This window comes from Desulfobacter vibrioformis DSM 8776, from assembly GCF_000745975.1.
In the GTDB taxonomy this organism is placed as follows: Bacteria; Desulfobacterota; Desulfobacteria; order Desulfobacterales; family Desulfobacteraceae; genus Desulfobacter; species Desulfobacter vibrioformis.
On the sequence record NZ_JQKJ01000022.1, the window covers coordinates 1 to 17,880 of the forward strand.

16 protein-coding genes, 1 tRNA gene and 1 pseudogene are annotated in these 17,880 nt (G+C 47.1%); 10 read left to right on the top strand and 8 right to left on the bottom strand.

From position 1 onward, the window contains the following. The 3 genes and pseudogenes from Q366_RS21595 to Q366_RS13915 form a co-directional block, all read left to right on the top strand. Positions 1-389 (top strand): annotated as a pseudogene (locus tag Q366_RS21595) (TraX family protein); the annotation flags it as partial. A gap of 348 nt (positions 390-737) precedes the next feature. After that, positions 738-1,103, top strand: coding sequence for a hypothetical protein (locus tag Q366_RS21760; protein WP_211251900.1), 366 nt, complete (start codon positions 738-740; stop codon positions 1,101-1,103). Continuing rightward, positions 1,090-2,016 carry a tyrosine-type recombinase/integrase gene (locus tag Q366_RS13915; RefSeq protein ID WP_211251901.1) on the top strand — a complete coding sequence of 309 codons (927 nt, stop codon included), beginning with the start codon at positions 1,090-1,092 and terminating at the stop codon, positions 2,014-2,016. The genes Q366_RS21760 and Q366_RS13915 overlap by 14 nt, the downstream gene beginning before the upstream one ends. An 87-nt stretch (positions 2,017-2,103) precedes the next feature. Here the strand turns inward: Q366_RS13915 and Q366_RS13920 are convergent. The 7 genes from Q366_RS13920 to tatA form a co-directional block, all read right to left on the bottom strand. Next, a tRNA-Glu gene (locus Q366_RS13920) sits at positions 2,104-2,178 on the bottom strand. 102 nt (positions 2,179-2,280) lie between these two features. After that, positions 2,281-2,496: a PLDc N-terminal domain-containing protein gene (locus Q366_RS13925; RefSeq protein WP_035240054.1), complete on the bottom strand. Its 216-nt coding sequence runs from the start codon at positions 2,494-2,496 to the stop codon at positions 2,281-2,283. 76 nt (positions 2,497-2,572) lie between these two features. Then, positions 2,573-3,469, bottom strand: coding sequence for a lytic murein transglycosylase (locus Q366_RS13930; RefSeq protein WP_035240056.1), 897 nt, complete (start codon positions 3,467-3,469; stop codon positions 2,573-2,575). Positions 3,470-3,715: 246 nt separating this feature from the next. Continuing rightward, complete coding sequence (glnA, locus tag Q366_RS13935; RefSeq protein WP_035240058.1) at positions 3,716-5,128, bottom strand: type I glutamate--ammonia ligase; 1,413 nt, start codon at positions 5,126-5,128, stop codon at positions 3,716-3,718. An 82-nt stretch (positions 5,129-5,210) separates the two neighbouring features. Further along, on the bottom strand, positions 5,211-5,549 hold the full coding sequence (locus tag Q366_RS13940; RefSeq protein ID WP_035240060.1) for a P-II family nitrogen regulator: 339 nt from the start codon (positions 5,547-5,549) through the stop codon (positions 5,211-5,213). Then, positions 5,536-8,169, bottom strand: a complete 2,634-nt coding sequence (gene glnD, locus Q366_RS13945) for a [protein-PII] uridylyltransferase (RefSeq protein WP_035240144.1) — start codon at positions 8,167-8,169, stop codon at positions 5,536-5,538. Before glnD ends, Q366_RS13940 begins: the two co-directional genes overlap by 14 nt. A gap of 390 nt (positions 8,170-8,559) precedes the next feature. Further along, the gene (gene tatA, locus Q366_RS13950; RefSeq protein WP_211251902.1) at positions 8,560-8,748 is read right to left on the bottom strand and encodes a twin-arginine translocase TatA/TatE family subunit; all 189 of its coding nucleotides are present in this window, start codon (positions 8,746-8,748) and stop codon (positions 8,560-8,562) included. 305 nt (positions 8,749-9,053) lie between these two features. Here tatA and Q366_RS13955 point away from each other — a divergent pair, with 305 nt between their 5' ends. Beyond that, entirely contained in the window at positions 9,054-9,905 is an 852-nt protein-coding gene (locus Q366_RS13955) for an AAA family ATPase (protein WP_035240062.1), read from the top strand. 10 nt (positions 9,906-9,915) lie between these two features. Continuing rightward, entirely contained in the window at positions 9,916-11,109 is a 1,194-nt protein-coding gene (locus tag Q366_RS13960; RefSeq protein ID WP_035240065.1) for a vWA domain-containing protein, read from the top strand. Positions 11,110-11,202: 93 nt separating this feature from the next. Here Q366_RS13960 and Q366_RS13965 read toward each other — a convergent pair whose 3' ends face one another. After that, positions 11,203-12,009, bottom strand: a complete 807-nt coding sequence (locus Q366_RS13965) for a TatD family hydrolase (RefSeq protein WP_035240068.1) — start codon at positions 12,007-12,009, stop codon at positions 11,203-11,205. A 263-nt stretch (positions 12,010-12,272) separates the two neighbouring features. Between Q366_RS13965 and ftsE the strand changes: the two genes are divergently transcribed. From ftsE to Q366_RS13990, 5 genes are read left to right on the top strand one after another with little or no spacing between them, the layout of a single operon-like run. Continuing rightward, a complete protein-coding gene (gene ftsE / locus Q366_RS13970; protein WP_035240070.1) occupies positions 12,273-12,971 on the top strand; it encodes a cell division ATP-binding protein FtsE in 699 nt (232 codons plus the stop codon). A 19-nt stretch (positions 12,972-12,990) separates the two neighbouring features. After that, positions 12,991-13,866 (top strand): permease-like cell division protein FtsX, encoded by an 876-nt coding sequence (gene ftsX / locus Q366_RS13975; RefSeq protein ID WP_035240072.1) that lies wholly within the window; start codon positions 12,991-12,993, stop codon positions 13,864-13,866. Next, the gene (locus Q366_RS13980) at positions 13,833-15,329 is read left to right on the top strand and encodes a peptidoglycan DD-metalloendopeptidase family protein (RefSeq protein WP_035240074.1); all 1,497 of its coding nucleotides are present in this window, start codon (positions 13,833-13,835) and stop codon (positions 15,327-15,329) included. Before ftsX ends, Q366_RS13980 begins: the two co-directional genes overlap by 34 nt. A gap of 3 nt (positions 15,330-15,332) precedes the next feature. Further along, on the top strand, positions 15,333-16,643 hold the full coding sequence (locus Q366_RS13985; RefSeq protein WP_035240075.1) for a S41 family peptidase: 1,311 nt from the start codon (positions 15,333-15,335) through the stop codon (positions 16,641-16,643). Then, positions 16,630-17,874, top strand: a complete 1,245-nt coding sequence (locus Q366_RS13990) for a divergent polysaccharide deacetylase family protein (RefSeq protein WP_035240077.1) — start codon at positions 16,630-16,632, stop codon at positions 17,872-17,874. Before Q366_RS13985 ends, Q366_RS13990 begins: the two co-directional genes overlap by 14 nt. Positions 17,875-17,880 lie beyond the last annotated feature (6 nt).

Sequence of the window (17,880 nt, forward strand, 5' to 3'; positions counted from 1 at the left end):
ATAGACTCAATGATCTCTACACCCTGCTTTTCGGTTTGATTATCCTTGTCCTTTATGAACGGTACGGCTTTCAGGCATTTTATTTGACTCTGCTTCTCGCTTTGGCCAACGTCGTTTCGATCTATATTTTCATAGTCTTTGCCATTTATTTTTTGCACCATCGGCCGGTCCACCTCCTGGGCGCTATGACCGCCTTTTATCTCCTGGTGTATTATTTATCCGGAGCCCCCTATGTTTTGTTCGGTCCTGCTGCTGTCTTTCTCATGTACTCCAGGACCACCATTCCTTTGCCAAGAATGATCCAAAAATACTTTTATTATGTGGCCTACCCCGGGCATTTTCTGATTATTATCCTGATCAATTCATCAGGATACCCGGCCACCACTTAAGAAAGAATGAATCAAATGAACCCACGAGAATTAAAAAACCACCTTTACCGGCTGGTAAAGAAAAACGGCAAAAGCAGCATAACGGAATTTGAGCATGAATACATGGCAGGCAAAATTGATTACAACACCTATCTGCATTGTTGCTATTCGGATTATGCCAAAGGCCGTTTGTCAAAAAAGAGGAAATAATCAATAGGATCGTAACCACACTTCGAGGATAAAATATGATAAAAGGATCTGCTGGCCATAATAGGAACAAGCCTTTGAACCCTTCTTATGTCTCGGAATTATAACAAATTGCATAATATTAACATTTCTGCTGAAAAAGGGATGAAGGATCATAAACTAATGAGCCACGCCACACTTGAGCAAGATTATGGTCGAGCGATTAAACCGGAGGAGCTTGCAACATTCCTTGGGGTTGACCGGCGAACTGTGATTAAGTATTCAAACAGGTGGGGTGGTATCGAAGTTTCTCCCGGTAAATACAGATTTTTCGAAAAATTAATCAGGAGAAAGATTGATGCCCAGTTTAATAACGAAAAGAGGAAAGAAGAGGTGGCGGGCCACAGTGATGGTCAACGGCCAAAGAAAGGACAAATTGTTCCCAGACAATTCAAAGGAAGTCTTTCGGGAAGCAGTTTTATGGGAAAAGGAGGAAAAAGAGAAGTTAGAAACCGAACAGATCGTCACGGATTGCTTGACACTGCTTGATTGGGCTGGGGAATATTTGGATTATTCCCAAAGCAATTTTTCATTAAAAACATACAAAGAAAAGAAAGGTGCTTTTGCCGGACTTTTTAAAGGAATGGATGCTGATTTAAGCCCAGATAGTATAACGCCGGGTGTGGCGATGAAATATCTAATGGAACAGGCAAACAATCGGTCCGGGAATGCCGCAAATAAGGACAGAAAAAATCTTGCAGCCGGTTGGGAGTGGGGTCGAAAATATATCAGCGGTTTTCCCCTGGAGACCCAAAATCCGTTTAAATTGGTTGATAAATTTCCCGAAAAGCGTTCTCCCAGGTATGTACCACCAGAAAGGGATTTCTGGAAAATATATAGTGAGACAAAAGGGCAAGATCAAGTGATGTTGCTGACCTTCCTCCATCTGGCCGCCCGGAGAAAAGAAGTGTTTAATCTGACATGGGAGGATATTGATTTTGAAAATAGTCTGATTCGGATCTGGACAAGCAAGAGGAAAGGTGGAACCAAAGAGTTTGATTGGCTGCCTATGACCTCTGAACTAAGAATGGTCCTATCGGAATGGTGGCTGCAAAGACCTGTCAAGGAATCATCATACGTCTTTATCTGCTTAAATACAGAAAATTTTTGTGAGGCATATTTTGGGAAGCCATATAAAAACCGGCAACATTTTATGAAAAAACTTTGTAAAAGGGCTGGTGTTAAAATTTTTGGTTTTCATGCTATCAGACACCTGACAGCAAGCATTCTATATCATAAAGGATATGATGTGTCCGTGATTCAGTCCATTTTAAGGCATAAAAGTCCGACAACAACAAATAGATACTTGAAATCTCTTGGGCTTGAGGCAACCAGGGATGCGCTTGAAAAAGGTTTGAGTGGTCCAAGAACAGTTATTCCATTCAAAACAAAAAGAGCTTAGTAAGATAGTGCGAAAGTTTTTTGTATCCGGATTTTGTATCCACCAATAAAAAAAGCTCTCAGAAAATTCTGAAAGCCTTTGTATTAGTGGTGATCCCACCGGGAATCGAACCCGGGTTTCCGGCGTGAGAGGCCAGCGTCCTAACCGCTAGACGATGGGACCATAAATCATCTTGAGTGGAATTATCTATAATAGTTGGGGGTAAAAGTCAATAAAAATTAAAATCAAAGCATCTTAAGCCTATGGGGCACCCATGAGTCTTTATTATGAATCAAAGTTTTTACGAGTGCCCTTTTTAGATCCCAGGCCAAAATAAAAAAGCCAGCCAATGACCGGAACAATCGCCACAAGGTGCCAAATAAATTTTTCTTTTGGTGTGGGGAAATCTTTTTTTAACAGGTCTATCAGGGCAAGCATGGTCAGGACAAAAGAGAGTCCGACAATGAGAAGGACATATAAAAGAAGTTCTTTGGGTGTCATTTAATTTTTTTCCGATGTTTTATAAACCAACTGCTGCTGGTCTTTCTTTTTTTTGTTGCGGGGCAGACATTTGCCGCTATTTTAACTTATCTGAAATTTTGAGCAGTGCATCAACATAATAGTTGGAATGGTTGTACTGAAACAGAACTTCATGCTGGCGCTGACGACCGAGGCCTGATTTCCAGCCGTGGTGTTTTAAATAGTTGGCTACGGAAAAAATGGCGTCATCGTGGTCAAACACATCTACACGTCCGTCCTTATTGCCGTCTCTTGCCAGTTTCAGAGCGTTGGAAGGCGTGAACTGAGGAATACCCATCGCTCCAGCGTAAGACCCTCTAATACTAACCGGGTCGAGACCTTCGCGATTGGCATAGCGGATCAATGCCTTAAGCTCATCATATCCCCACCTGCTTTTCTGATCCACCTTTTTATCAAAATTAGCCCGGTCAGGTTTTTTACTATTTGCAATAGCCCGCCAAACCCTTTCGGCAAGAGATTTGTTGGTAAGCGCTGCCATGGTGGACAGGGTGTTTATCACCGTGCGTTTGCCAAGGTACGCGCCCAGGCGGGTTTCCACCAGAAGGATAGCTGTAATAATGGTTTTGTCCACTGAGAATTCTTCCTGGGCTTTATCAAGGCTCTCCTTATGCGTGACCATGTACTTTTGGGCATTGGCGATGGATTTCCGGGAAGAAAACTGGTCATAGTCAAGACTGGATTCCGAATGGATGAAAAATAGAGAAACACCGCCGGGATCAAAAATAACCGTTTTATTGGCAAACAGAGATTTGGTCTTTTCCGGATCAAAGCCATCCTGGATAAGCCGCAGGGTAAGGGAGTCAAATTCATTGGCCTGTTCAGTGTTATCCGGCCCAGCAGCCTGCTGGGCGTAGCAGAAATTAACAAAAAAACTGATAATTACTGTCACAACAATTTTCAGGATGCATTGCGTGGATAAGTCGGAATTTTTCATATTTGCGTATCTGCTCCCTTGCTGTAATAGTTTGAGGCAGGACATTTTGGGTTCCAGAGTCTGTTTCGCTAATGTTTATATAGCGTATTTTATTTTTGATTGCATTAAAAAAGTGCAGACACCAAGACCCGGTGCAGACAGGCAGATAAAACAAAAAAAAACGAGCCTGGGAAACAGTCAAGGCTTCCCAGGCTCGTTTGTCAGATCAATCCCCAACAGGAGGCTGGTTTTCTAAATATCTTTTTTTTAAATATCAAAGTACAGATAGAATTCATGGGGATGCGGACGGCTGATAACCGGTTTAACTTCGTTTTCCATTTTGTAGTCAACCCAGTAGTCAATAACGTCCTTGGTGAAAACATCACCCTTGAGTAAAAATTCATTATCTGATTTAAGGGCTTCAAGGGCTTCTTCAAGGCAGCCTGGTGCGGACGGAATGGCAGCCAGTTCTTCAGGCGGCAGATCATAGATGTTTTTATCCATGGGATCACCCGGATCCATTTTGTTCTGGATACCGTCAAGCATGGCCATGGCAATGGCGGAGAATGCCATATAACCGTTGGCACTAGGGTCAGGGGTACGGAATTCAAGGCGTTTTGCCTTGGGGGATCCTGAGTACATGGGCAGACGGATGGCAGCAGAACGGTTCCGGCTGGAGTAAGCCAGTTTAATGGGCGCCTCAAAACCGGGCACCAGACGTTTGTAGGAGTTGGTGGTGGGGTTGGTGATGGCGCACAGCGCTTTGCAATGTTTCATGATGCCGCCGATGGCCCACAGGGCGTTATCGGACATACCCGCATATTTGTTGCCGGCAAATGTGGGATCGCCGTCTTTCCAGAAACTCATGTGGGTGTGCATGCCGGTACCATTGTCACCATAAAGGGGCTTGGGCATAAAGGTAACGCAATGTCCGTATTTTGCAGCCACATTTCTCAATACATATTTGAACCAGGCAAGCTTGTCACCCATATTCAGCAGGGAGTCAAACCGAAGATCAATCTCAGACTGTCCGGCTGTAGCAACCTCGTGATGCTGGCATTCCATGTCAATACCCAGATCCTGCAGGGTCAGCATCATCTCGGTTCTCATGTCCTGGTAGGTGTCTGTGGGCGGCAGGGGGAAGTAGCCGTGCTTGGGTTTGATTTTGTAGCCAAGGTTGGGTTCGGAACCGTCACCAGTGTTCCAGTATGCTTCCCGGGAATCAATTTCAAAAAAGGAAGCATGGGGATCAGAAGAGTAACGGATGTTGGAAAAGATAAAGAACTCTGGCTCGGGGCCGACAAAAATGGTGTCGCCGATGCCGGTGCTCTTGATATAGGCTTCCGTTCTTTTGGCAATGCCGCGGGGGTCCCTGGAGTAACCTTCGCCGGTGATGGGGTCATGGATGTTGCCGAGAACAACCAGGGTCGGTACTTTGAAAAACGGATCTATTTTTGCCGTACCTGCTTCAGGAATTACATTCATATCGGAGTTATCAATGTTTTGCCATGCTCTCATGGAAGAACCGTCAAATCCGAACCCGTCTTCAAAGGAAGCTTCTGTCAGTTCCGATACAGGCACACTGAAGTGCTGCCAGGTGCCGATGAAGTCCATGTAGCGGATGTCAACGACTTTAACATCGTTTTCCTTTGCCATTGCCAATACGTCTTTTGGTGTCATTTCTATCCCTTTCTATAAAAAATATTATGGGTTACCCCTGTATTTGGGTGCTTTGTCATGGGGCGCAAAAGCGCCCTGTCATTTAAATTGCATCATCTCCGCTTTCACCGGTTCTGACCCGGATAGCCTGTTCAACCGGCAGCACAAAAATTTTACCATCTCCGATTTTACCACTGTTGGTTGCAGACCGGATGGTTTCCACGGTTTCGTCAAGTCGGTCGTCGACCACAACAATCTCAAGCTTTATTTTCGGAACAAAATCAACAACATATTCAGCGCCTCGGTAGATTTCTTTATGTCCTTTCTGCCGACCGTATCCATTAACTTCTGTAACGGTCATGCCGTAGATGCCGATTTCGCTCAAGGCCTCTTTGACATCGTCCAGCTTAAAGGGTTTAATAATCGCCTCAATTTTTTTCATTCATAACCTCCTTTGACTGTATCTGTGGAAGACGGTTAATAATAGCGGTTTTTATCTGGTTCAATTTCTCTTCTGATTCTATTTTCTGGTCCCCTTCAATATCCCGAACGTAAAAAACGTCCATCACCTGGTCCACCTTGGTGGTGACCATGGCGACATTGACATTGATGCCGGCCCGGTACAAGGTATTGGTGACGGCAAACAAGAGTCCTGGGAAATCATAAGTTAAAACTTCAATAATCGTAAAAAAGCTGGATGTCTCATTATCTATGCGGACCTGATTGGGTTCAGGCCTGCCTCCGCTGGATATGGTCACTTCAGTGGGAATTTTCTCAAGTACGCTGTCCAGGTAATGGTCCTCTTCAAGGGCCATGCTCAAATCCTGTCCGGCCTTTTCCCATTTTTCCTTTTCAAAGAGACGGTCCTGGGGCGGACGGACATTGAAGATATCCAAAAAATGGCTGTCGCCCAGAAAATAGGCCTGGGATCCGACAATATCAATATTATTCTGGAAAAAGACGCCGGAAAGCTTGGAGTAGAACCCGGGCTTGTCCTTGCCGCAAATGGAAACGGTTCTCATATCTGACTCATTTGCCTTTGTGATCTGCCAGATATATTCCCGGTCTCCAAGATTTCTGAATAAATTAATATGATCCACGATGTTCTGGGGCGGTACATAAAGCAGGTAGCGCCGGGACATGACGGACAACTGCCGGGTAACCTCTTCTTCCCGCCAGCTTTCCCGCAGCAGGGCCAGAACATCTTTTTTCTTTTTTTCAATCAGACGCTGGGTTTTCTTGGACGCCAGCTCCCCTGTTTTGATGATGCTCATGGTTTTAAAAAACAGGTCCTTGATCAAATTTTCCGTCCAGTCGTTCCAGGCCTTGGGTCCGGTGGCCTTGGAATCTGCCACCGTGATCAGGAAAAGCATGCGCAACAACCGGATTTTTCCTATCTTATGCGCTGTGTAAACCGCTGTTTCCTCATCAAAAATATCCCGGCGGGTGGCGGTTTTTGCCAAAAACAAATGGTTTTCAATGAGAAAAAGAATGTCTTCTTTTTCCGCAGGACTGAATCCGAGACGGTCTACAACAGGTCCGGCTATTCTGGCCCCCCTGCGGGAGTGCTCCTTGGCAGGGTCGGATTTACCGATGTCATGGAGAAGGCCTGCCACAAGCAAAACATTTTTATTCCTGATCTCCTTGAACACAGAGTTATAAAGGGTTCCCATCATCGTGTCGCCGGGATCCTTGAAATTGTTGAGGATCTGTACGCAGCGGATGGAATGCTTGTCCACAGGGAACAGGTGGTACTGATTGTACTGAATTTTGTGTACTAACGGCAAGAATTCCGGAATAAACTGCGCCAGGATGCCGGTGGACAGCATGACATTGAGTACATTGAATTTCCACAGGGACAGGCCCAGAATCCGCTTGAAAATTTTAACGCATCCGGGATCCGTGCGGACATCATCATCCACAAGGTGGCGGAATTCCGATGCGATTCGCCTGGCCTCAACGGATAGGGGTATCCGGGTCTGACCACTTTCAAGAAAAATGCGAAGCAGTAAATCAGGGTGCTGAAGAATTGAAACGGTGTTGGCAAAGCAAAGCCGGCGTTTTTTTACGACCAGACCATCCGTTTTGGTGGGTTGTGCGGCAACAGCGTCTTTTTTAACCCGGCAGGTGGATACGATATCTTCAAAAGTGATCTGGTAAATCTGCTTTAAAAAATCCATTTTCTCATGCAGCTCACCCAAGAAAACCTCCACCTGGGGCAAACCCGACATATCCGCACAATCCATCAAACCAGCCACTTCTGCCTGGTGTTCAAAATGCAGGGTATCGTTTTTGCGTTGACTGATATAGTGCAGGCGGTTGCGCACATCCCAGATATAGGTTAACGCATCTTCCAGATTTTCGTATTCAAAATGGGAAAGAAACCCGTAATATTCCAGATCCCGGCGGAATTTAATATTGGATTTAATTTTGGCGTACCACAGCAGGGTGTGGTAATCCCGTAAACCGCCAAATCCTGATTTTAAATCAGGGGAAACCAGGTAAGAAGAGTCCCCGAAATCCGCCAGGCGCTTTTCTCCGTTCTCGTACAAATAATTGAGTGTGGGCTTTAAGTGTTTTGAGGCTAACTGCTGTCTGAATTTTTCCATGAATGCGGAATATATCAGGGAGGCACCGCAGATAAACCTGGCATCAAGCACTGTGGTCAGAATATCAAAGCGCTCAAAGGACATTTTAATACATTCGTTGACGTTCCGGACCGCATACCCGACTTCAAACCTTGCGTCCCATAAGGGGTACAAAAGTTCCTGGACAAAGGCCTCCACATCCGGCGGAATGGATTTATCAAAAAGGATGAGCAGATCAATATCGGAATGAATACACTGCTCTTTCCTTCCGTATCCCCCCAGGGCAATGATGGCAAAAGGACTGCCCGAGATAACCATTTTCCTGGCAGCAATACTCTTCTCAAATACCCTATAAAAGTATTCATCAAGACGGGTGGTCATTTTTTCCAGGAAATTGGTTTCTTGTCCCTGGAGGTAGTTATCTACCAGCGCTTGTCTCTGTTCAATTAATAATTTGGCTTCAGGACTGTCCATATCTGTTTGATATCTTGATTTTTGACCTTTTAATATATGCCCTGTTTCCGGCAGAATATCTCTCTCATACTGCCCGTCCAATACCCTAAAACGATCTTCATTACTTGTTGTGATCATTGCAATGGATGTGCCAGTCTTTTATTTTCAACAGGTTATAAAGCACACATGCGGCCGAAGCCTGCGAACCAAAGGAAAGAACAAAATTTATTACAATAATGTTTGCTTGAAAACGGGGTATATTACTTTTTTGTAACCATCTCCTGGGTAGGGGCTAAAAATCGGCAGACGGATATATGATATGTCGAATCGTTGAAAAAGCATGGATAATCAGCCAGGCACATGGTGTGCTTGGCTGTGGAAAAACTAAAAAACAGCGGTGAACAAACACCACTAATTTTTATCTATTTTTTCAGGCTCTTTTTCCTTGCCGTCATCAATGGGCTCACTTGTTGCCTTCTTGAAATTCTTAATGCCTTTTCCTAAACCGGCACCGATTTCAGGCAGCTTGCCCGCGCCGAATATAATAAGGATAATCACCAGGATTATTATCAACTCCGGCATTCCTATACCACCAATCATGATTCAAGCTCCTCGTTTTGTTCATGGCGTTAGCACAACATTTATTAAATCAGGTCATTAGCATTTAACCTGTACGAAGTCAATCATTAAGGATTTATGTAAACTTGTCGTAATGTTTCAGTTTTGTAATAAACCATTTGCATTTTAATTATATGCAGACCTTGCCCCGGTGGTATTTCCTTTTTCCCTCAACCGACAAAACCTTGATGAAAGAATAGATTAACCATTGACTCTAAAAACTGAGCCTGCTAACCAACCAGCTGAAGTTTATGCTTTTCAACAAACCCGACATAACGGAGAACCCAATGACAAAGCATCAAGACGCACGGTTCCAAGGGGCTCATAAATATGTACTTGACCCTGAACTTTCATCCATTGTCAACATATCCATGACCCTTGAAATGCCCTTGCTCCTAAAAGGGGAGCCTGGTACGGGCAAAACCATGCTGGCCCATGCCATTGCCGACACCCTGGACATGCCGCTGATTATTCTCAATGTAAAATCCAGCATGAAACTTGTGGAGGCCCTGTACCAGTATGACACCCTGACCCGCCTCAACGATTCCCGGTTCGGGGATTCCACCCGGGATGTCAGCAATATTGACGAATATATAAAGATGGGAAAAATCGGCCAGGCATTCTGCGCAGAAAAACGGACCGTACTCCTCATTGATGAGATTGACAAAGCAGATACGGACTTCCAGGATGATATGCTCGATGTCCTGGACCAGATGCAGTTTGATATCATTGAAACCGACAGAACCATATCTGCCATCCACAGACCTGTGATCATCATCACATCCAACGCCAAAAAAGATCTGTCCGATCCCTTTCTCGGACGGTGTAATTTCCACCACATTGCGTTCCCGGAACCCAAAATGATGCGCAAGATTATCCAGATTCATTTCCCGGCCATTGATTCAAAACTGGCAGAAAACGCCATTAACGCATTCTATGCGGTCAGGGACATTGACGGAATAGAGAAAAAGCCAGCTACCCGGGAACTGATCAACTGGATACGGGCCCTTCAGGCAGACCCCGACTTCAGGGCCGGGGACCTTCTCAAGGGCAGCATGCCGTTTTTAGGGGTGCTGTTCAAAAAAAGCCCGGACTATGAACGAACCCAAAACATGATTGGCCGGCGCAAACGGTTCTAAGGACGTATCCATGTTTCTCAAGTTCTTCTATACATTGAAGGATGTCGGCGTGCCTGTTTCCCCAACATCTTTTCTGACCCTGCAGAAGGCTCTTTACCAAGGCCTGATCACCAGTCTGGACGATTTTTACACCTGTGCCCGGGCTGTGCTCGTGAAAAGCGAACGGTACTTTGATCTTTATGACCAGGTGTTTGCCTATCACTTTGACGGGGTGCCCCTGCCCGAGGATGCGGGATTTGAAATCGACCAGATGGCACAGGCCATGCTGGATGAATGGCTGAAAAACCCCAAAAAGATGGCCAATGCCCTGGGCGTGGATGAAGCCACCTTAAAAAAACTGACCCCGGATGAGCTCATTGACTATTTCAAAAAACGGCTCAAGGATCAGGACGGCCGCCATGACGGCGGAAATAAGTGGATCGGCACCGGCGGCACGTCACCTGTGGGCCATTCCGGATATCACCCCGGCGGCATGCGTGTGGGCGGCGAATCCAGAAACAAATCTGCGGTAAAAGTGGCCAATGAACGCAGATACAAGGATTATTCCACCCGGGGCCCGCTGACCCAGGCAAAAATCGGAGAGGCGTTGAAATGTCTTCGCAATATGATTCCGGCAGGTCCCAAGGACGTGATTAATGTGGATGAAACCATCCGGGCGACCCTTCGCAACGGTGGGGAAATAGAATTGATCTTTAACCGGGCCATGAAGGACAGGCTCAAGGTCATCCTTGCCATTGACAACGGCGGGTGGTCCATGGATCCCTATATCCAGGTCGTCCAGACGCTTTTCAACTATGCCCGGGCCCAGTTCAAGGAAGTGAAAACCTACTTTTTCCACAACACCATCTATGATTATGTATGGGAAGACCCGTCCCGGTATAAAAAACCCAAGAGAATAATGGACTTTTCCCGGCTGGATCCGGAAACCAGACTCATTATTGTGGGGGATGCCAGCATGGCACCCTATGAACTCATGGCACACGACGGGTCCATCCATATTACGGAGCGCAGCGGGCGCCCCAGCATTGAACAGCTCCGGTTTCTGGCCCAGACCTTCCGGGGTGCAGTCTGGCTTAACCCGGTATCAGAAACCATGTGGGGCTATACCCACACCATCCTGGCCATTTCCAAGATTTTTCCCATGTATGAATTGTCCCTGGATGGGCTGGCCCAGGCAGTGACAAAGCTGATGGAAAAAAAATAATCTTATTTAAACGAAAAGTCACCCATCTGCGGCGTTGCAAAAAAATCTGCATCTGGGCAACTTTTCGCTCAAACACCGATATCTGCTCAGACTCTATTTATCCGGCCAGTCTGGGTCTGCCGGGATATTATAAAGGTCTAGGGTATTTCTAAACACGGCAGAGGCCAGCTGGTCCGGGTCTTCTCCGCGCACCCGGGCAAGACAATCCATCACGGACCGGACAAACGCGGGTTCGTTGCGCCGGTATTTGTTTTTCTGAGGCTTGGGCGTCAAATACGGGGCGTCGGTCTCTATGAGCAGCCGGTCCCGGGGAATCAAAGGGACAATGCTGCGCAGGTACTCCCCTCGCTGGAGAATGGTAAGAATACCAGTAATGCCGATATAATATCCTAAATCAAGGTAATTAAACATCTCTTCTTTTGTGCCGGAAAAACAGTGAACCACTCCTTTTCTGGACTTGGGTCCGTCTGATTTCACGATCTCATAAAACCGCCCCCTGGAATCCCGTTCATGGAAAATCAGCGGCAGGTCCAGGTTCCCGGCCAGGGCAAGCTGGGCCGAAAAACAAGCTTCCTGGTCTTCCTGTGGTGAAAACATGCGGTTGAAATCCAGCCCGGCTTCCCCCCAGGCCTTGACGCAGTCATGGGTCAGGGCCAGGTGTCGAAGTTCATTGAGCACCTGGGCAGAACACTGAACCGCATCATGGGGATGAACCCCCACAGACGTATAAACATGATCGAACCGGGATGCGATATCTATGGCCTTTTGGGAGGTGGTCCTGTCAATTCCGACCACCATCACGGCCAGGCCCCCCTCCTGGCGGGATCTATCCATGACCTGGGCCAGATCATTATCATAGCATTTATCATTAATATGGCAATGGGAGTCAAAAAGAATCATTCATCTATTCCTATCCTAGGGGGATTTCCTCTCCTCTTTCTGAAAAGCAAACTTAAGTTTGCAGCAAAATACCCATAGACGTCAAAATATTAAGCAGGTGTAAAATTTTTAAGCCTTCACTGATTTGGAAGAAGCCGGTTTACGGGTTCAGTGAAGGCTTTGTGTAAGAAAAACTGTTTTCAGCACTCCTTGACACAGGCGGTTTATATCAGTAAATTCAATGGCAGTCAATTATCCCTAAAAGACCACAAGGCAAATCCCAGATGAGGGCCAATAGCGGAAAAGCTAATATTATCAGGCTGTTTAATGTGACCAAGCGCTACGGCGGCAAGCTGGCCTTAAACGACATCACCCTGGATATCGAGCCCGGTGAGTTCATTTTTATTTCCGGGCCTTCCGGGGCCGGCAAATCCACCTTGCTCAAAGTTTTATACCTGGCCGAACGGGTGTCCGAAGGACAGATTCTGATTGACGGCATGAATCTGGCACGGATTTCATCGGCAAAACTGCCTTTTCTGCGGCGCCGTTTCGGCATGGTGTTCCAGGATTTCAAGCTGATCCCCAACCGCACCGTGTTTGAAAATGTTGCCCTGGTACTCAGGGTTGCCGGAGAAAAACCGTCCTACATCAAAAAAAAGGTAATGCACGTGCTCAGGGTCACGGGCATGGAAAAAAAAGCCAATCACCTGCCGCAGCCCCTGTCGGGCGGAGAACAGCAGCGGGTGGCGGTGGCAAGGGCGGTGGTGGGCGAACCATCCATTATCCTTGCAGATGAACCCACAGGCAGCCTGGACAGAGAATCTGCCCAGCGTGTGCTTGATCTGCTTTTAGGATATCATCAAAACGGGGCCACCATTCTCATGGCCAGCCATAACATAGAGCAGATGAACCGGTTTAGTAAAGGACGAAATATCATCCTGGAAGACGGAACGCTTAAAGGGATATCAACCATTCTATGCTGAAGAAAAATTCGATTGCGATATGATGCGATTTTTAAATAAAGTCAGGACAGATATCCGGTCCAACCGATTTTTAAACATAATCACCATCATGACCATTGCCCTTTCCATTCTTCTGGTATCGGTTTTCATTCTTTTTTTTGAAAACGCCAGCCGGATCCTTTCTGCGTGGAATCATGGCGGACGGGCCATGGTTTACTTAAGCGATTCTTTCACCCCGGCCATGCTGCCCAATGTAAAAGAACAACTTATCTCCATGGGCAGCATTGAGAAAATGGTATTTATACCCAAAACCCAGGCCCTGGAACGGCTGAAAAAAGAGATGGGATCAAAAATCCAGTTTCTGTCGACGCTTCAGGAAAATCCCCTCCCCGACGCCATTGAGATTACCATGACCGCCCATTCAAGCTTTGAGCAGATTCAAAAGGCAGCCGCCCGGATTGAGGCCTTGGACATTGTGGATACCGTAGAGTACGGACAGGGATGGCTGGGCCGCTTCCTCAAGCTGTTCAATCTTTTCAAAATGACCGGGTATGCCATGAGTGGTCTGTTTTTAATGATTGCCTTGTTCATTACGGCCAATACTGTACGCCTGGCCTTTTATGCCAGGCAGACCGAAGTGGAAATCATGCGCCTGGTGGGTGCCACGGACGGATTTATCAAAACCCCTTTTTACGTTGAAGGGCTCCTCCAGGGATTTATAGGCGGGGTTCTGGGCATGATCATCCTTTTAGCAGGATATCTGACACTGTCTTCCGGCATTTCCAGGAACCTGGACGCCTATGTTTATCTGGATATTCATTTTCTTTCCTGGCAGGCCGTGGCAATAATTTTATTTTCCAGTACCTTTTTAGGTTGGTTCGGATGTTTCATTTCCTTGAAACAGATTTTAAAATAAGGCCTTTCTTTTTTGCCTGTATTACGGCTGTTGCCGTCATTTTTGGCCTGGCAGATCTGTGTTGCGCACAAGTCCTGTATAAGGGCAAAATCAATGCAGCCAAGCTCAATATCCGCTCCGGGCCGGATAACAGCTCTCCAGTGGTGGTGGTTCTCAACAAAGGCGAACGGGTTGATGTCCTGGAAATGAAAGGTGGCGTCGGCGGCTGGCTGACGATAGAGTACAAGGGGTTGACAGGATATATCAGAAACCGGAGCCGCTATATTCTTTTAAAACCGGTGTCTTCGCATCCAAAGCAAAAGCAGAACCCGCCACCAACGACTACTCCGCCAGCAAAAACGCCGGACAACATCATAAAAAACAAGCCGGAGTTCCAGAAGGAGACGACCGGAACAGATCAAGCCGGACAAGAGGCCATTGCAAGGCAAATCCGTGAAGAGAACCAGAAAGTCAAAGAATTCTCCCAGCAGGAGATGCTGATTCTTGACGGACTTAACGAAATTGATATGGCCCTGAACCGGGCACGGATAAACGCCCGGGACCTCAGGCGCGATGCCATTGCCATTTCCCAGGAAATTGAAAAAACACAGGCGCGCATTGCAAACCTGAACAAATCAATGGAAAGCACTCGGGACTATGCCGGAAAACGCCTGAATGCCCTTTTCCGCATGCATATGATGGGCCGCCTTGAAATGGTCGGCCCCCCGTCGTCTCTGTTTAATTTTGTCATCACCCAGAATGCGCTTAAAAAAGTGGTAACATCGGATTTTGCCCTGCTGGATAAACAGGCCCGGGACATGAATGAACTCAGCAAGCTTGAACAGGATTTGAACAGTCAGCACAAGCTGAAATCAGGCCTGCAGGAAGAATTGGCCTATGAGATTGAAATCCGTAAAAAAGAGACCCTTAAAAAGGAAGAAATCCTTATGGATATCAGGCGCCGCAAGCGCCTGTCCCTGGCAGCCATGGACTCCCTTGAAGCATCGGCCAGGGCCCTGGACCAGACCATATCCGCCATGGAGCCTCCGGCCGGTTCCTTTTGTGTGAAAACCACCTTTGCCGAACAGAAAGGCCGCCTCAAGCCTCCGGTAAAGGGTATAATTCTTTCAAAATTTGGCACCAAACGCAAAGACGACTACAACGCCTTCACATTTCAAACCGGAATTGATATAAAGGCGGAACGGGGTACGCCCGTGAAAAACGTTTTCAGCGGTGAAGTCATGTTTGCCCAGTGGCTCAAGGGATACGGAAACCTGATGATCATCAACCATGGAAACAATTATTATACCCTTTACGCCCATGTGGAAGAGCTGTACAAAAAAAAGGGCGAGCGGGTGGACACTGGAGAAGTTATCGGCACGGCAGGAGACACCGGCTCCATCAAAGGCCCGTGCCTTCATTTTGAGGTCCGTCACCATGGCAAACCCGTCGACCCCCTCAAATGGCTGGAAAAAGGAGCATGACAAATGAAAAAAACGAATTGGGTCGAATTGATACAGTTCTGGATGACTGCTGCTGTGATTCTGATGCTGACTGCGGGTTCAGTGTATGGAGCTGAAGAAAAAACCTATGAAGCCTTAAAACTGTTTGCCGACGTCCTGGAAGAACTTGAAAATAACTATGTGGACGAGGTCAAGCCCGAAGAGCTGGTACGCAATGCCATAATGGGTATGGTGGGCAATCTTGATCCCCATTCCAGCTTCATGCCCCCTGATGCCTTTGAGGATCTGCAGGATGATACGAAAGGGGAGTTTTCCGGTATCGGCATTGTCATTACCATGAAAGACGGCATTCTTACTGTTGTCTCCCCCATTGAAGGCACCCCTGCCTACGAGGCCGGCATCACCGCCGGGGACATCATTGTCAAAATTGATGATGTATCCACCAAGGATATAGCCATGTGGGAATCGGTAAAAAAAATGAGAGGGCCACGGTATGAGCAGGTTACAATAACAATCATCCGGGAAGGGGCACCAGCCCCCCTGGTCTTTACGCTCAAGCGGGACATGATCCCCATGACCAGTGTGCGTTCGGCCATACCGGCACCGGGTTTCGGGTATTTAAGAATCACCAATTTCAGAATGAACACCCTGGATGATGTGGTAGAACAGTTGTCAGAACTGGAGAAGCAGGAAAACGGCCTTAAAGGCCTGATCATTGACCTTAGGGACAATCCGGGAGGGCTGCTGGATCAGGCGATCCGAATTTCCGATCTGTTTATAGACAAGGGAATTATCGTTTCCATTAAGGGACGCATTAAAAAAAACAACCAGGAATTCAAGGCCCATCCCAATTTCCCGGAACGCAACTACCCGATTGTCACGCTTATCAACGGCGGTTCTGCGTCAGCTTCCGAAATTGTGGCAGGAGCCCTTAAAGACAATTCCCGGTCCCTGATCCTAGGCACAACATCCTTTGGTAAAGGGTCGGTCCAGACCGTGCGGCCACTTAACAAAGACGGATTCGGGCTTAAATATACCATTGCCCGGTACTACACGCCCAGCGGTCATTCCATCCAGGCCAAGGGTATCCAGCCGGACATCCGGGTGGAGCCGGGAACCGTAGAGCAAGCCCCCAAAGATGATTCTGCCTTTGACCTGATACTCAAAGAAAAAGATTTAAAAAACAGCCTTAAACCCGAAGAAGAGGCTAAAAATAAGAAAAAAACCCAAAAAGATGCTGAAATTGAAAAACTTAATAAAGATATCCAGGTAAAGCGCGCACTTGATATTCTCATCAGCTATGGTGTGTTCAGTAAAATAAATGGCACCAACTAAATCCACAGGCGGTACAAAAAAAAACCAGGGCAAAAAAGCTCCTGCCTCCCCAAAAGCACCCAAAGCCGCCAAAAAGACGAGCACGAGAACAAAATCGGGAACGGCTAGAAAGACCGGAGCAAAGAGACCTGGTAAGAAAAAAAGTCCCGGGGTTCTCCATGAGTTGAAAAAAACGATTCTGGGCATTGCCATTCTTGTAGCGGTCTGTTTGACAGCGGCCATGCTGATTGATATTTTTGTTAACGCTGGTCGTTCCGTAGCCCCGGAAGTCCAGACAACGGACAGAAAAGAGCCCCCGGTGACCCAGCCGCAGGTTCCGGCCCCGGCGACGGCACCCCGCCCAAAGCCCCTGCCCCCGGCAATAAAGGACCAGTCGGCCATTGAACCGAAAAACATAACCAGAGTCGAAGGCCTTAAAGAAAAAGAGCATACTCCAGGCAAAAGCGGTATGACCGGGACACCCGTGCTCAAAAAGGACTCTAAAATTGTCTATGAAGTGTATGATGATGTAACGCCCACACCTCCTAAAAAGATTGTGCCGCCCCCAAAAAATAACGTTATGCCCCAGATTGCCATTATCATTGATGATATCGGATATGACAAAAATCTGGCCGTGGGTCTGTTCAACATAGATAAGAATATTACCTTTTCCATTCTGCCCTTTTCTCCTGCCGGAACCCAGCTTGCCCACAGTCTGTCGGCAAAAGGGGCGGAACTGATGCTGCATCTTCCCATGGAACCGACCCAGTACCCCAAGGTCAACCCCGGGCCAGGGGCGTTATTGTCTTCCATGTCCCCGGATGAGCTTTTGGCCCAGCTTCGAAAGGACATCCATGCGGTTCCCGGCACGGTGGGAGCAAACAACCACATGGGTTCCAGACTCACGGCGGATTCAGACAAAATGAACCAGATTTTCACGGTACTCAAAAAAAACAATCTGTTTTTTATTGATTCCAGGACATCTCCTGAATCCAAAGGAGAGCAGTCCGCCCGTATATTTCAGCTTAAATTTTCCCACAGGGATGTGTTTCTGGATAATTTCCAGGATGTTGAATACATTTCAGGCCAGATCGAAAAACTTATCAAGCAGGCCCAGGCCCATGGCAGCGCCATCGGTATCGGCCATCCTCACCAGGCCACCCTTGATGCGCTGAAACGCGAACTTCCTAAGCTAGAGAACAAAGTCCGGCTGGTCCCGGCCAGCAGGCTTGTGGAGATACCTTCACGTTAGGACCGG